Here is a 14657-nt window from a genome sequence, read left to right on the forward strand (position 1 = left end):
CGTCTTGAAAAATATCCTGCGAGCGCGCTAATGTGCCGGAAAATCTGCGGTATACGTGGGGTGGTGCGGGAAATGAGTTCGCCGATCGGGTTGCATCGTGTCGTGTCGCCGGCCGGGGTGCTGCCCCAGGCCGCGGACCGTCTCGACCCGTCACCGGCGATCGCCGACGATGAGGTCCGCATCCGCGTGCAGCGGCTCAACCTCGACGCGGCCAGCTACCGGCAGCTGTCGGACGAGCACGGCGGGGACGGGGACCGGATCCGGGCCGCGGTGCTGGGGATCATCGGCGCCCGCGGGAAGATGCACAACCCGGTCACCGGCTCCGGCGGCATGCTGATCGGCACTGTCGAGGAGGCCGGCCCGGACTCGCCGCTCGGGCTGCGGGCCGGGGACCGGGTCGCGACCCTCGTGTCGCTCACCTTGACCCCCCTCGCCGTCACCGACGGCCTCGCCGGCTGGGACGGGCGCAGCGAGCAGGTGCCGTGCGACGGGCATGCGATCCTGTTCGCCCGGTCGATCGCCGCCGTCCTGCCCGAGGACGTCGACCCGCAGCTCGCCCTGGCCGTCCTCGATGTGTGCGGGGCGCCGGCCCTGGTCGCGCGGTGCCTGCGGGAGCGGCCGGCGGGTCGGGTTGCGGTGCTCGGCGGGGCCGGGAAGTCCGGCAGCCTTGCCCTGGCCGCGGCGAAGGGCGCCGAGCGTGTCGCCGTCGTCCGCGACGACGGCGAACGCGCCCGCCTGGAGGGCACGGGCCTGGCCGAGCACATCGTCGTCGCCGACGCCCGCGATGCGGTCGGTCTCGCCGCCGCCCTGGACAAGGTCGGCGGGCCGGCCGACCTGACGGTCGTCTGCGTCGACGTGCCCGGGTGCGAGCATGCCGCGATTCTGGCCACCGCGCCGGGCGGGACCGTCGTGTTCTTCTCCATGGCCACGTCGTTCCCCGCGGCGGCGCTGGGCGCGGAGGGGCTCGCCGCGGATGTGACGATGCTCATCGGCAACGGGTATGTGCCCGGCCATGCCGAGTATGCCCTCGCGTTGCTGCGATCCGACAGCGCCGTGCGGGGGCTGCTGCAGGCGCGCGTCGGGCCGCGGTTGGCAGACTGGGCGGCATGAAGACCCTCTACCGCGGTGGCCGCGTCCATACCCCGGCCGACCCCTTCGCCACCGCGTTGCTCGCTGACGGGCCGCGCATCGCCTGGCTCGGGCCCGACGCCGACGCCCCTACCGGCGCGGACCGGGTCGTCGACCTTGCCGGTGCCCTGGTGACGCCCGCGTTCGTCGACGCTCACGTGCACACGACCGCGACCGGGTTGACGCTGCAGGGCCTCGATCTCGCCGGCGCCCGCAGCGCCGCGGACGTCCTCGACGCCGTCGCCGTGCACGCCGGCGGGCTGCCGGCCGACGCGGTCGTCATCGGCCACGGCTGGGACGAGTCGGGGTGGGCCGACCAGACCACGCCCACCGCCGCGGAGCTGGACCGGGCCGGTGGCGGGCGGGCGGTGTATCTGTCCCGGACGTGTGTGCATGCCGCGCTCGTCTCCTCGGCGCTGCTGACGGACGAGGCGCGGGCGGCGGCCGGGTACGACGACGGCGGCTGGCTGCGCCGCGACGCCCACCACGTGGTGCGGGAGGCCGCCTACGCGTCCATCTCCGCCGCCCAGGTTCTCGCCGCGCAGCGGGCCGCCCTGCGGCACGCGGCCGCGCTGGGGATCGCGTGCGTGCACGAGTGCGGCGGCCCCGGCACCTCAGGCGAGGCCGATTTCACCGCCGCGCTGGGCCACGGGCCGGGGTTCCCGCAGGTGATCGGGCTGTGGGGGGAGGCCGGCGCGGCCGCGAAGGCCCGGGAGCTGGGTGCGCACGGCGCGGCCGGTGACCTGTATGCCGACGGTGCTCTCGGGGCCCGCACCGCGCACCTGCGGCACGACTACATCGACGATGCCGGCTCCTGCGGCCACGGCTACCTCACGGCGCAGCAGGTCACCGACCATCTCGTCGGTTGTGCCCGGCACGGGGTGCAGGGCGGCTTCCACGCCATCGGCGACCAGGCCATCGGCACCGTCCTGGACGGGTTCGCCGGTGCCGCCGCGATCGTCGGTGTCGAGGCGATCCGCGACGGGCGGCACCGCATCGAGCATGCCGAGCTGCTCGACAAGGCGGCGATCGCCCGGTTCGTGGAGCACGGCATCGTCGCGTCGGTGCAGCCGGCGTTCGACCGGCTGTGGGGCGGGGAGGACGGCATGTATGCGCAGCGGCTCGGTGCCGCCCGGGCGCTGGCCGCGAACCCCCTCGGTTCGCTCGCCGGGGTCGGGGTGACGCTCGCGTTCGGGTCCGACAGCCCGGTGACGCCGCTGGACCCGTGGGGGAGCTGCCGGGCGGCGATGCATCACCACAACCCGGTGCAGTCGATCGGTGGCAAGGCGGCGTTCGCGGCGCACACCCGCGGCGGCTGGCGGGCGGCGCGCGTCGATGACGAGGGTGTCCTCAATCCGGGCGGTACGGCGACGTTCACCGTCTGGGACACCACCGCTGACCTGCGTGGCGTTCTGCACGGCGAGGCCACCCCGGCGGCGCGGCTGACGGTGCTGCGCGGGGAGACGATCCACACCACATGAGGAAAGGGGCGCCGGTGGGCGGGAAACTCGGCCTGGACGCGCGGACCGTGGCCCGGGCCAGGCGGCTGGCGGCCGCGGCCGGGAAGCCGGTCGTGGACCTGGCGAAGACCCACACCACCGTCGCCGTGGAGCGTGCGACGCTGCGGCTGGCGGGGATCACCGGCGCGGACCCGGACGGCATCCCGTGGGTGAACCGGCTCGTGGACGCTGTCGCCGCCGACGTCGGTCTGGGCCACGGTGTCGCCGTGCCGGTGTTCGATGCGCTGCTGCGCGACGGGCACGCCGATCTCACCCTCCTGGCGCAGAAGGCGGCTGCGGGGAGTGTGCATTTCGAGGTACCGAATCCTGGGCAGCAGGGGCGGGCGCGCAGGGCGGCGACGGCGGCGGTGCGGCGCGGCATCACCCGGATCGACCGCCGCAGGCGGGAGCGGGACCGGCTGATCGCGAGGCACGGCGATCCGCAGCAGCGGCCGTGGATCTACCTCATCGTCGCCACCGGCGACATCTACGAGGACATCCCGCAGGCGCAGGCGGCCGCGCGGGCCGGTGCCGACGTGATCGCCGTCATCCGTTCCACGGGCCAGTCGCTGCTGGACTATGTGCCCGAGGGCGCGACCCGGGAGGGGTTTGCGGGCACGTATGCGACGCAGGAGAACTTCCGGCTGATGCGCGCCGCTTTGGATGCGACGTCGAAGGAGGTCGGGCGGTACGTCCGGCTGACGAACTACGCGTCGGGGCTGTGCATGCCCGAGATCGCCGCCCTTGCCGGTCTCGAGCGGCTCGACATGATGTTGAACGATTCGATGTACGGGATTCTGTTCCGGGACATCAACCCGATCCGCACGTTCGTCGACCAGCGGTTCTCCCGGCAGATCCATGCCCGTGCCGGGATCATCATCAACACCGGCGAGGACAACTACCTCACCACCGCCGACGCTGTCGACGCCGCGCACACCGTTACGGTGTCGCAGCTGCTCAACGAGTATTTCGCGACCGAGGCCGGTCTCGAGACGTGGCAGCTGGGGCTCGGGCACGCGTTCGAGATCAACCCCGATCTGCCGGAGTCGTTCCGGCTCGAGCTGGCGCACGCGCTGCTGGCCCGTGAGTTGTTTCCCGGTGCGCCGTTGAAGTGGATGCCGCCGACGCGGCACATGACCGGCGACGTGTTCCGCGGCAACCTCCTCGACGGGTTCTTCAACCTGGCCGGGGCTCTCACCGGTCAGGGCATTCTGCTGGTGGGGATGATGACGGAGGCGGTCGTGACGCCGTGGCTGTCCGACCGGGACATCGCCCTGCAGAACGTCCGCTATGTCCTGCGGGCGGCGGGCAACCTGCACGAGGACTTCACGCCGGGTTCTTTCATTCAAAACCGGGCGGCGACGGTACTGCGGGAGGCGGTCGCCCTCCTGGAGCGGATCGTCGACGACGGGTTGCTCGACGCGATCGCCGACGGCACGTTCGGGATCATGCGTCGGCCCGCCGACCGCGGCCGTGGCCTGGACGGTGTCGCGCGGCGTGAGGACGGGTACTGCAACCCGGCCGAGGAGATCCTCGAGGGTGGTGTCCGGTGAAGGACGTCGTGCGGCCGTACGGTGACACCACCGGCGATGGCATGGTGCAGGTGTCGTTCACGTTGCCGTTGCCGGCCGACAAGCGCGGTGAGGGCGCGGCGGTGCAGCTGGCGGGGAAGATGGGTATCGACCCGGCGATGGTGGTGCATGCGCGGCCGATCGGTGAGGCGCACACGTTCTTCGTGGTCTACGGCAGGGTCAACCACCTCGTGGAGCCGGGCAAGGTCGTTGTCGCCGAGCGCGACTTTCCGTTGCTGTCGCCGAAGGATGTCAACGCCGCCGTGCGTGGCCGGCTGCGGCGCAAGCTTGTCGTTGTCGGCGCCTGCATCGGTACCGACGCCCACACGGTCGGCATCGACGCCATTCTCAACGTCAAGGGCATCGCCGGTGAGAAGGGCCTGGAGTACTACCGGGAGTTGCGGGTCGTCAACCTCGGTGCTCAGGTCGCTGTTGCGGAGCTGGTCGCGCAGGCGACGGCGGAGAAGGCGGACGCGGTCCTCGTCTCTCAGGTTGTGACCCAGCGGGACGCGCATCTGCACAACACGCGGGCGATGTCGGCGGCGTTCCGGGAGGCGTTCCCGCCGGCGCGCCGGCCGCTGCTGGTGGTCGGCGGGCCCCGGTTCGACGAGTTGATGGCCGGGGAGCTCGGTGTGGACCGGATCTTCGGCCGTGGCACCACCCCTCGCGAGGTCGCTTCGTATCTCGCCCATGCCATTGCCGGAGGGAACCGATGATCGGCACCCAGGTCGTGCACCGCCGTTATGTGCCGTATGCGCATGCCCATTACGGCGGGAATCTCGTCGACGGCGCGTACAGCCTTGCCCTGTTCGGTGACGCCGCCACGGAGCTGTGTATCCGCACCGACGGCGACGAGGGCCTGTTCGCCGGGTACAGCACCGTCGCGTTCCATGCGCCCGTCCACGCCGGTGACGTTGTCGAGGTGACCGCGGTGGTCACGCGGCGCGGGAACCGGTCGCGGACCGTCGAGTTCGCCTGTCACGTCACGTGCCGTGCCGAGCCCGGCCGTGGCCCGTCGGCGGCCGCGGTGCTCGATCCGCCGTTGCTGGCGGTGTCGGCGACGGGCACGGTCGTGGTGCCCGCCGCGCCGTGACGACCCGGGTCGCGTGTGTCGATGTCGGGTCGACGGACACGAAGCTCGCCGTCGTCGACGTCGGCACCGGCGACCTGGTGAGTACCGCGGTGCACCCCACCACCGTCGGTACCGATGTTCTGGACGGTGTGGATGCGCTGCTGGGGGCGTGCGGGCCGGTGCAGGAGGTGTACTGCTGTTCGTCGGCCGGCGGCGGCCTGCGCCTGGCTGTGATCGGGTACGAGGCGCTGGTGTCCGCCGACGCCGCCCATCGCGTCGCGCTGTCGGCCGGGGCCCGGGTCGTGCATGTCGCGGCCGGGCCGTTGTCGGTTGCGCAGCTGGGTGCGGTGCGGGCGGCCCGGCCCGACGTGGTGCTGCTGGTCGGCGGTACGGATGGCGGGGACGGTGAGGTGATCCTGCACAACGCCCGGCGGCTGGCTGCCGCGCGGTGGCGGGTGCCTGTCGTCGTGGCCGGCAACGGCGATGTCACCGGGGAGATCGTCGTGTTGTTGCGGCAGCGGCGGCTGCCGGTCGTCGCGGCCGGGAACGTGCTGCCGCGGATCGGGGTCACCGAGCCCGGGGCGGCGCGGGCGGCGATCCGGGACCTGTTCATCCGGCATGTGATCGGCGGGAAGCGGCTGTCGAGGGGGCCCCGGTTCGCGCGGCTGGTCTCGGCCGCCACGCCGGATGCGGTGCTCACCGGGGTCGGGGTCCTCGCCGCCCGGCTCGGCGGGGATCTGCTCGTGGTGGACGTGGGTGGGGCGACGACGGACGTGTACAGCGCGCTGCAGCCGCGGGAGACGGCCCCGGACGCGGTTGCCGGGGTGCTGTGGCACACGCGGACGGTGGAGGGGGATCTGGGGGTGCGGTGGAACGTGCCCGGGATCGTCGCCGCGGCGCAGCGGGAACGTGTCGGTGTCGGTGACGGGGCGCTCGGGCTGGCGGCGGCGGCGGTGACGGTGGCGGTGCGGCGGCATACCAGGGCGGGGCGGGACCTGCGGCACGTGGTGTCGGTGGTGGCGTCGGGTGGGGTGTTCCGGCATGCGGAGCCGGCGGCGGCGGCCGCGGCGATCGCGCCGACGCTGCACGATCATGCCGGGGGTTGGGCGTTGCCGCGGGCACCTCGTGTCGCTGTCGACACCGCCTATGTCCTTGCCGCTGCGGGCCTGCTCGCCGGCGAGCATCCGCAGGTGGCGGCCCGGTTGTGTGATCAGCTTGGGTGAGCTGGCTGGGTGAACTGTCGGCGGCGGCCGCATGGCCGTCACGCAACGTGACGACCGCGCGAATACGGGCTGTGTTCGTGTGTGTACGTTCGGGTGAACGGTGGTCGACACGCCTGGGCGACACGCCGCCGCAGCGAATTACATTGCATGCACCGGTTGACATCGACGGGGCGTGAACACGTACCTTCTTTGGCGTCCTACTTCGGGAAGGATGACCGCGGTTCGCTACTCCCCACTGCCGGCTGGCCGGACGCTCGACGTCAACCGACGGGGCGCACCGAGTGCAGGCGGCGGGGGTCCGGCGGGGGCCGTGAACCGGGCATCCACCGGTGTCAGGGCAGGGGGGATCACGCGACCAGTAGACAACGGCACGTCACGGGCAGCCAGCTCGTCCCGCGCCGGAACGAAGGCCGCGCACGAACGTCACTGCCGCACCGGCCGGACACAGGGCCTGGGAGCGCGGGGCGCGACTTCGGTCGCGCCCCCATTTCAGTTCCGGGCTGTCTTCGTGATTCCACATTTCGGTGTGTGACCCCGCATAATGGGCGCCGCAGTGTCGGACGAGACCGGGGATGGGCGCAGGTGACGTTGGTCGAGGCAGAGTCCGCCACCCCAGCACCCGCCGACGACCCCCCGCCGGGGCCGCCGGCGCCGCCGCTGCCGACGTGGGCGGCGCTGCTGGCCGCGGCCGTCGCCGGCGGTGCGATGCTGGTCGCGTTCCCGCCGTACGGGCTGTGGTGGGCCGCGCCCGCCGCCGTCGCCCTGCTCGCGCTGGCCACCCACCGGCGGCGGATGCGGGCCGGGTTCGGGCTCGGTGTCCTGTCCGGGGTGCTGTTCTTCACCCCGCTGCTGTCGTGGACGAACCTGCACACCGGCATGGTGCCGTGGCTGCTGCTGTCCGGCATGGAGGCCGTGTTCTTCGGGCTGCTCGGCGCCGCGACCGCCTGGGTCAGTCCGCTGCTGGACCGGCGTGACCGCTGGAACCGCGGCGGGTGGGCGTGGCCCCTTGCTGTCGCGGCGATCTGGACCGCGCAGGAGGCGCTGCGTGACCGCGCCCCGTTCGGCGGGTTCCCGTGGGGGCGGATCGCGTTCAGCCAGGACACGTCGCCGCTGCTGCGCCTGGCCGCCGCCGGTGGCGCGCCCCTGCTCACCTTCGCCGTCGCGCTCATCGGCGCGCTGGCCGGGTATGCGGTGCTGCGCGGGATCGGCGCCGGCAGCGACACCCGCCGCGCCGTGGCGCCCCTCGCCGCGGTTGCCGCCGCGTGCGCCGTCGCCGGGCTCGCCCAGGCGGTGCCGTATGCGAAGCCGGGCGGGCGCAGTGTCTACGTCGCCGTCGTGCAGGGCAACGTGCCGCGTCTCGGCCTGGACTTCAACGCCCAGCGGCGGGCCGTGCTCGACAACCACGTCAACGCCACCATCGCCCTGGCCGACCAGGTCCGCGCCGGCACCGCCCGCCAGCCCGACCTCGTCGTGTGGCCGGAGAACGCCAGCGACATCGACCCGCTGCGCAACCTCGACGCCGGCATCCTCATCGACCGGGCCGCCGACGCCATCCACGCCCCGATCCTCGTCGGCGCGGTGCTGTACACGCCGGAGACCGGGGTCGAGAACGCCGGCCTCGTGTTCAACCCCGGCCGCACGGTCGGCGACCCTGTCGACAAGTACGTCAAGCGGCATCCGGTGCCGTTCGCCGAACGTATCCCGCTGCGCGGCATCGCCCGCATCGTGTCGAAAGAGGTCGACCGGGTCACCGACATGACCGCCGGCACCCGCCCCGGCGTCCTGCCCGTCGGCCCCGCCACCGTCGGCGACGTCATCTGCTTCGAGGTCGCCTACGACGGCATCGTCCGCGACACCGTCACCGGCGGCGGGCAGCTCATCGCCGTGCAGACGAACAACGCCACGTTCGACGAGGCCGAAGCCCGCCAGCAGCTGGCGATGGTCCGCCTCCGCGCCGTCGAGCACGGCCGCGACGCGTTGATGGCCTCGACCGTCGGCATCTCCGCGTTCGCCGACAGCACGGGCGCCACCAGCGGCGAGACGCAGTTCAACCACCCGGCGGTAGTGCTCGCCGAGCTGCGTCTGAGCAACCAACGTACGCTTGCTACAAGGCTCGGCGCGGTCCCCGAATACGTGATCGTCGCCCTGGCCCTGGCCGGTATCGGCGGTGTCGCGTTGCGGCGCCGCCGCGAGCAGCTGGCCGCGACCGACGACGGCACGGAGGAGGACCTGTGAGCGCTACCGACGACCGAGGCGAGGACCAATACCCCGGGGTCGGCAGGGTGCTGGTCATCATCCCCACGTACAACGAGGCCGACAACATCCGCATCATCGTGGAGCGGGTCCGTCGCGCCACCCCGGCCGTCGACATCCTCGTCGCCGACGACAACAGCCCCGACGGCACCGGCGCGATCGCCGACGAGCTCGCCGCCGACGACCCGGCGGTGCACGTGATGCACCGGGCCGGGAAGCAGGGCCTCGGCGCCGCCTACATCGCCGGGTTCGGCTGGGGTGCTGAGCACGGCTACGACGCCGTCGTGGAGATGGACGCCGACGGCTCGCACGCCCCGGAGGAGCTGCCGAAGCTCCTCGACGCCCTCGCCGACGCCGACGTTGTGCTCGGCTCCCGCTACGTCAAGGGCGGCAGGACCGTCAACTGGCCGGTGCACCGGCAGGCGATCTCCCGCATCGGCAACGTGTATGTGCGGCTCGCGCTCGGTATGCCGCTGCGCGACGCGACCGGCGGCTACCGGGCGTACCGCATCCCGGTCCTCGGCAAGATCGAGCTCGAGTCGATCGCGTCACACGGCTACTGCTTCCAGGTCGATCTCGCGTGGCGGTCGTTCAAGGACGGGTTCCGGGTCGTTGAGGTGCCGATCACGTTCACGGAACGCGAACGCGGCCAGTCGAAGATGAGCTCCAGCATCGTCCGCGAGGCACTGTGGAAGGTGACCGTGTGGGGTACTTCCGCGCGGTGGACCGCCCTCAAGACCGCCGTCGCCGGTAACGGACCGGCCCGGCGCTGACGGGGCCTGACGAGGGGACGGCACACATGCGAGGGCTCGGCTGGACGACGGCCGGCGCGTTCCTGCTGGTGATCGCCGAGATCACCGTGTTCGTGCTGGTCGCCCGGTGGATCGGCTGGGGCTGGGCGATCCTGCTGGGCCTGGCCACGATGGCGCTCGGCGGCATGCTCATCAAGCGCGAAGGCGTCCGCGCCTGGCGGCGGTTCCGCACCGCCGTCAACGAGGGCCGCCCCGCCGGCGGTGAGGTGTCCGACGGCCTCACCGGCCTGCTCGGCGCGCTGCTGCTCATCGTCCCTGGCTTCATCACCGACGCCGCCGGGCTGCTGCTGCTCGTGCCGCCGGTGCGGGCGTTCACCGGCCGGCAGGTCCGCCGCGTCGCCGAACGGCGCATCTCCCCGGCCGCCGCCGGCGACCTGTTCGGCCCGCGGGTCGTGCGCGCCGAACGCCACGACACCCCCACCACCAGCGGCGAGACGCCGGCCGGCGACGTCGTCGAGGGCGAGATCGTCGACCCGCACCCGCACCAGCGGTGAAGGCGTCGCCGGTCACCGTCCCCGCCCTCGCCGCCGACCTCGCCGCCCGTGCTGTCGCCGCCGCGGGTGAGCATCCCGCCCGGGTCGCCGTCGACGGCGCCCCGACCGCCGGCACCGCCGGCCTCGCCGCCGCCGTCGCCGACGTCCTGGCCGGCGACGGCGTCCCGGTCCTGCACGTGCCCGCCGGCGGGTTCCTGCGGGCCGCGTCGCTGCGCCTCGAACGGGGCCGGACGAACCCTGACGCGTACTACGAGGACTGGCTCGACCTGCGTGCCCTCACCCGGGAGGTCCTCACCCCCGCCGGCCCGGGCGGCAACGGCCGGGTGCTGCCGTCGCTGTGGGATCCCGTCACCGACCGGGCCACCCGCGCCGGGTACGTGACGCTGCCCGGCCACGCGGTCGTCGTGGTCTCCGGGACGTTCCTGCTGGGTGCCGGCCTGGATTTCGATGTTGCGGTACACCTGATGCAAAGCGACCCGGCTCTGGCGCGGCGGCTGCCGGCGGACCTCGCCTGGACGTTGCCGGCCTACGGCCGCTACCGCGACGAGGTGATGCCCGAGTACCAGGCCGACCTCGTCGTCCGCGCCGACGACCCTCGCCACCCTGCGCTGGTCACCAGCCTCTGACCTGGGGTTTCGCCTGTACGCGGCCTGGGGTTTCGCTGTGCGCGGCCGGGGTTTCGGCTGTCCGCGGCCTGGGGTTTCGCTCTGCGCGGCCGGGGTTTCGGCTGTGCTGGCCTGGGGTTTCGGCTGTGCGCGGACGGGGCGGGCAAAGGTCGCGCGCCGGGCTAGCTTTGGAGTGGTGAAGACGTTCTGGCTGGATCGCGACCACGACCGGTATCACACGCTCGTCCTCGCCTCCCAGCCCGTGTTCACCGACGCCCTCGGCGACATCGCCCCCGTCGAGTTCGCCTGCACCGCCTGGGCCCTCGCCACCCCGCCCGCCCTCGACCCCGGCTACGTCCGCTGGCACCGCCGCGTCCTGAGCGCCGCCTGTGTCCGCAACCCCTTCGACGGCGGCCTCACCGTCCGCGTCGAGCTCGTCTCGTCACTGCCCGCCGAGCTCACCGCGACCCGGGCCTGGTGGCGCGACCGCGGATGGCGGGGCTGGCCGGAGCTGTTCGGGCAGTTCGTCCAGCCGTCCGACCGGGACGTGAGCCGCAACCCGCACCTGCGGGCCACCCTGCTCGTCGAGGCGCCGCTGCCGCTGGACGGCCTGCCGGCCGCGCCCGAGCCGTCCGCGTCGCCCGAGGATGTCGCAGCGTCGGCCGAACGGGCCGTGACCGTCCTCGTCCGTGACCTGTCCGACCTGGTCGGCCCGCTGCTGCAGCAGCTGGACACGTCCCGCGCCGTCACCTGACCGGTGCGTTTGGCACTTCCGTGCCTTGGACATGGCAAATCGCCGGTGTGTTTTCGGGTTGATTCCTACTTGCCCTGTGGCGGGTGAATTGGGAAGGTCGTCCCGTGGACGTGGACGTGGACGTGGACGTGGACGTGGACGTACGGGCGCTCTCCGGCGACGAGTGGCAGCTCAAGCGCGACCTGCGGCTGACAGCGCTCAAGGACAGCCCGGACGCGTTCGCGAGCAGCTACGCCCGGGAGGCGCACCGCAGCGAGACCGACTGGCGCACCTGGCCGCCGGGCGGCGCCTTCTTCACCGCGTTCCTCCCCGTTGCTGCAGTGCCGCCCGCCACTGTGGACGGCGTTGATCGCTTCTCATCCCACGCCGTCTCGTTCGGCGTTGATGGTGGCTCATCCCGTCTCGAGGGCGTCTCATCCGGCGTCGAGAGTGTTTTGTCCCGCGCTGGTCGGCTCGATCACGTCGGGTCCGCCGAGCCGCTGGGCATCGCCGGCACGTGGGTGGCGGCCGCGGAGCCACGCACAACGCACCTGATCAGCATGTGGGTCGCCCCCATCGCCCGCGGCCGCGGCGTCGCCGCCCTGCTCGTCGACGCCGTCGTCGGCTGGGCCCGCGACCACGGCCACGACACCGTCGAGCTCGAGGTCGCGCGGGGCAACACCCCGGCCATGACCGCCTACCTGCGCTGCGGCTTCATCGTCACGCAGCGCGAGCCGTTCACGACAGGCGGCACGGTCCTCGTCCGCCCCGTCAATCGGCACTAGGGTCCGCTGCGAAGGCGGATCAAGGTCGTGGATGCTCACGTCCAACGCGGTGTGACAGCGAGCCGTCGTGGGTCCGGACCAGCGCAACAGATGTGATCACGGTGACGACCGGGTGCTAGCGTCGCCCGCATGCCCGAACTGATCGCACCCACCGGCCGGCTGCAATCCTCATGGCTCGCAGCGCGTGACGAGTGGTCCCCAGGTGCCCACCAGGACGGGACAGGCCTACGTCTCGCGCCCGACGGCGACCTCGACAACCCCGAGGTTTTCTCGGAGTGGGTCGAACGACTGCACCAGCAGTCGGACAGGTCGGCTGCCGTGGGCGAAGAGCGCGTCCACGCCACCCATTGGTGGATCGTCGAGGGCGACACCTATCTGGGGGCCATTGATCTGCGGCACTACCTGAACGCCTTTCTGCTCGACGTCGGCGGCCACATCGGCTACAGCATCCGACCGTCCTTCCGCAGACGCGGCCTGGCAACGTGGGCTCTCGCGACAGTGCTACCCGAGGCCCGCGCGCTCGGCCTGGATCGAGTCCTCGTCACCTGCGACGACAACAACATCGGGTCGGCACGCAGCATCGAACACAACGGCGGTGTCCTGGAAGATGTGCGCACCACCAGCGCAGGCCTCAAGCGCCGCTACTGGATCACTCTGTAGGCAGTGGCGCTGCTGCGCGTGCCGCTCGTCTCGCCGCACCGTCCATCCCGTGTAGCGGGGGCGGTGCGTCTGTCTGCGCATCGTCCGCGCCACGCTGCGTGCGCCGCTCGCCGCGCTCAGAGCGGCGCCTAGGCATCCCGCCGGCTCAGGGCGCTGCTAGGCATCCGCCGGCTCAGGCGCCTAGGCATCCGCCCGCTCAGGGCCGGCTCCTAGGCATCCGCCGGCTCAGCGCGCACCGTGACCGCTCGGCTCCGCCCCGCCAGCAGCAGCGCCCCCGCAGCGGCGGCCACACCCTGCGTCGCCGCCAGCGCACCGGCAAGCACCGCAACCGGCCACGACGCCACCACCGCAAAACACGCCGCCCCCACCGCCGCGGCCGTCACCTTCAACCCCGCCCCGATCGTGAACACCTGCGTCCGCGTACTCGCCGGCGCCTCCGAAGCCCGCACCTGCAACACCGCCGTCAGCAACGGCCCGTTACAGAACCCCGCCACCGCGAACACCCCCACCAGCACCGGCCACGCCCCCACGAACGGCACCACCCCGAGTACCGCCGCCGTCACCACGAGGCACGCCAGCGCCACCCGATGCGCCGCCAACTCCACCGGCCGCCGCGCCACCAGCAGCGACCCCGTCAACGCACCGACCCCCACCGCAGTGATGAGCACCCCACCACCGGTCGGCCGCCCGTGCGCCGCCCCGAGCAACACCGCGATCGGCGGCAGCATCCCCATCCCGAACGTCGCAAAGCACGACGCCACGGTCACCGCCAGCAGCGGCCTCGACCGCACGATCGCCCGCATCCCCGCCAGCAACTCGTCCCCGAGCCGCCCCCGCCGTCCGCGCGCATTCATCACCTGTTCGCGCGCACCTATTGCCAGTTCGCGCGCGGCTATTGCCCCGTTGCGCGCACTTGTTTCCTGTTCGCGTGCATTCATCGCTCGCTCGCGCGCACCAATTGCCCCGTTGCGCACGCTCGTTTCGCGTTCGCGCGCTTTCATCGCCTGTTCGCGCGCACTTGTTGCCGCTTGGCGGGCAGTTGTTGCCTGTTCGCACGTACCAGCCGCCTGCCCGCGCGTACCAGCCGCCTGCCCGCGAAGCCCTGGCACCTCGTCTTCCACCACGAGCTCGGCGGATATCGCGGCCCGACCGTTCACCAGCGACTGCGCGTGGGACGCCGCCACATCAGGCAGTAGCTGCGACTGCACATGGGATGCCGCCGCCTCTACTCCCTGATGCGGCGGCGCCTCGATGTCGTCCACACGCGCGGCGCGCACCGTCAGCAACAGCACGGCGGCGCAGAGACACGAGCCCGCCAGCACCGCCGCCGCGATCGGCGCGCCCGCCGACACCACCAACGCCGCACCCGCCGCCGGCCCAGCGATGTCCGCAACGTTGTACGTGGCCGCATCCAGCCCACGGAACCGGCGCCGCCGCTCTTCGACCACCACATCGTCCAGCCGGCTCGACAACCCACCGAAGATCATCGGACCGCAACACCCGGCCATCAACGCCAGCGCCAGGACCAACGGCTGCGGGGCGTGGCCGAGCAACGACAGCACGCCACCGAGCGCGACGCCGAACACGCCGACGAAGCACGCATGCAGCACGCGGGGGTTGCGGGCACGGTCGGTCACGAGCCCGAGGAACGGCCCGGCCACCACATGCGGCACCAGCAGCGCCGACAGCACCAGCGAACCCTGCGCCGGCCCGCCGAACTGCCGCAACGACGCGAGCACCACCACGACACCGGCCCCGGAGTCCGCCGTGCGCGCCAGCGTCGCCGCCGCCAGCCACCGCCCCGCGCTCACCGGGCGTCACC

Annotated in this window: 14 protein-coding genes; 13 read left to right on the top strand and 1 reads right to left on the bottom strand. The window is 72.6% G+C overall.

Features of this window, described 5'->3' with window-relative positions; genetic code table 11:
• The first annotated feature begins 72 nt into the window (after positions 1-72).
• The 13 genes from kdd to ABD901_RS32330 all read left to right on the top strand — a co-directional run bounded on the left by kdd (position 73) and on the right by ABD901_RS32330 (position 12835).
• Positions 73-1110 (top strand): L-erythro-3,5-diaminohexanoate dehydrogenase, encoded by a 1038-nt coding sequence (gene kdd, locus ABD901_RS32270; protein WP_345132489.1) that lies wholly within the window; start codon positions 73-75, stop codon positions 1108-1110.
• The gene (locus tag ABD901_RS32275; protein ID WP_425556741.1) at positions 1098-2609 is read left to right on the top strand and encodes an amidohydrolase; all 1512 of its coding nucleotides are present in this window, start codon (positions 1098-1100) and stop codon (positions 2607-2609) included. Before kdd ends, ABD901_RS32275 begins: the two co-directional genes overlap by 13 nt.
• A 14-nt stretch (positions 2610-2623) precedes the next feature.
• Positions 2624-4180, top strand: coding sequence for a lysine 5,6-aminomutase subunit alpha (gene kamD, locus ABD901_RS32280; RefSeq protein ID WP_345132493.1), 1557 nt, complete (start codon positions 2624-2626; stop codon positions 4178-4180).
• Positions 4177-4914, top strand: coding sequence for a lysine 5,6-aminomutase subunit beta (gene kamE, locus ABD901_RS32285; RefSeq protein ID WP_345132496.1), 738 nt, complete (start codon positions 4177-4179; stop codon positions 4912-4914). The genes kamD and kamE overlap by 4 nt, the downstream gene beginning before the upstream one ends.
• The gene (kal, locus tag ABD901_RS32290) at positions 4911-5291 is read left to right on the top strand and encodes a 3-aminobutyryl-CoA ammonia lyase (protein WP_345132498.1); all 381 of its coding nucleotides are present in this window, start codon (positions 4911-4913) and stop codon (positions 5289-5291) included. The genes kamE and kal overlap by 4 nt, the downstream gene beginning before the upstream one ends.
• Entirely contained in the window at positions 5288-6493 is a 1206-nt protein-coding gene (locus ABD901_RS32295; protein WP_345132500.1) for a glutamate mutase L, read from the top strand. The genes kal and ABD901_RS32295 overlap by 4 nt, the downstream gene beginning before the upstream one ends.
• Before the next feature lie 657 nt (positions 6494-7150).
• Positions 7151-8728 carry an apolipoprotein N-acyltransferase gene (lnt, locus tag ABD901_RS32300; protein ID WP_345132716.1) on the top strand — a complete coding sequence of 526 codons (1578 nt, stop codon included), beginning with the start codon at positions 7151-7153 and terminating at the stop codon, positions 8726-8728.
• Positions 8725-9519 (top strand): polyprenol monophosphomannose synthase, encoded by a 795-nt coding sequence (locus ABD901_RS32305; protein ID WP_345132502.1) that lies wholly within the window; start codon positions 8725-8727, stop codon positions 9517-9519. Before lnt ends, ABD901_RS32305 begins: the two co-directional genes overlap by 4 nt.
• Before the next feature lie 26 nt (positions 9520-9545).
• Complete coding sequence (locus tag ABD901_RS32310; RefSeq protein ID WP_345132504.1) at positions 9546-10052, top strand: FxsA family protein; 507 nt, start codon at positions 9546-9548, stop codon at positions 10050-10052.
• Positions 10049-10678: a nucleoside/nucleotide kinase family protein gene (locus ABD901_RS32315; RefSeq protein WP_345132506.1), complete on the top strand. Its 630-nt coding sequence runs from the start codon at positions 10049-10051 to the stop codon at positions 10676-10678. The genes ABD901_RS32310 and ABD901_RS32315 overlap by 4 nt, the downstream gene beginning before the upstream one ends.
• Positions 10679-10853: 175 nt before the next feature.
• On the top strand, positions 10854-11411 hold the full coding sequence (locus ABD901_RS32320) for a hypothetical protein (protein WP_345132508.1): 558 nt from the start codon (positions 10854-10856) through the stop codon (positions 11409-11411).
• A gap of 104 nt (positions 11412-11515) precedes the next feature.
• Complete coding sequence (locus ABD901_RS32325; protein ID WP_345132510.1) at positions 11516-12175, top strand: GNAT family N-acetyltransferase; 660 nt, start codon at positions 11516-11518, stop codon at positions 12173-12175.
• Positions 12176-12304: 129 nt separating this feature from the next.
• A complete protein-coding gene (locus tag ABD901_RS32330) occupies positions 12305-12835 on the top strand; it encodes a GNAT family N-acetyltransferase (protein ID WP_345132512.1) in 531 nt (176 codons plus the stop codon).
• Positions 12836-13044: 209 nt separating this feature from the next.
• Here ABD901_RS32330 and ABD901_RS32335 read toward each other — a convergent pair whose 3' ends face one another.
• Positions 13045-14646: an MFS transporter gene (locus ABD901_RS32335; protein WP_345132514.1), complete on the bottom strand. Its 1602-nt coding sequence runs from the start codon at positions 14644-14646 to the stop codon at positions 13045-13047.
• Positions 14647-14657 lie beyond the last annotated feature (11 nt).

It is taken from the genome of Dactylosporangium darangshiense, from assembly GCF_039537565.1.
GTDB lineage: Bacteria > Actinomycetota > Actinomycetes > Mycobacteriales > Micromonosporaceae > Dactylosporangium > Dactylosporangium darangshiense.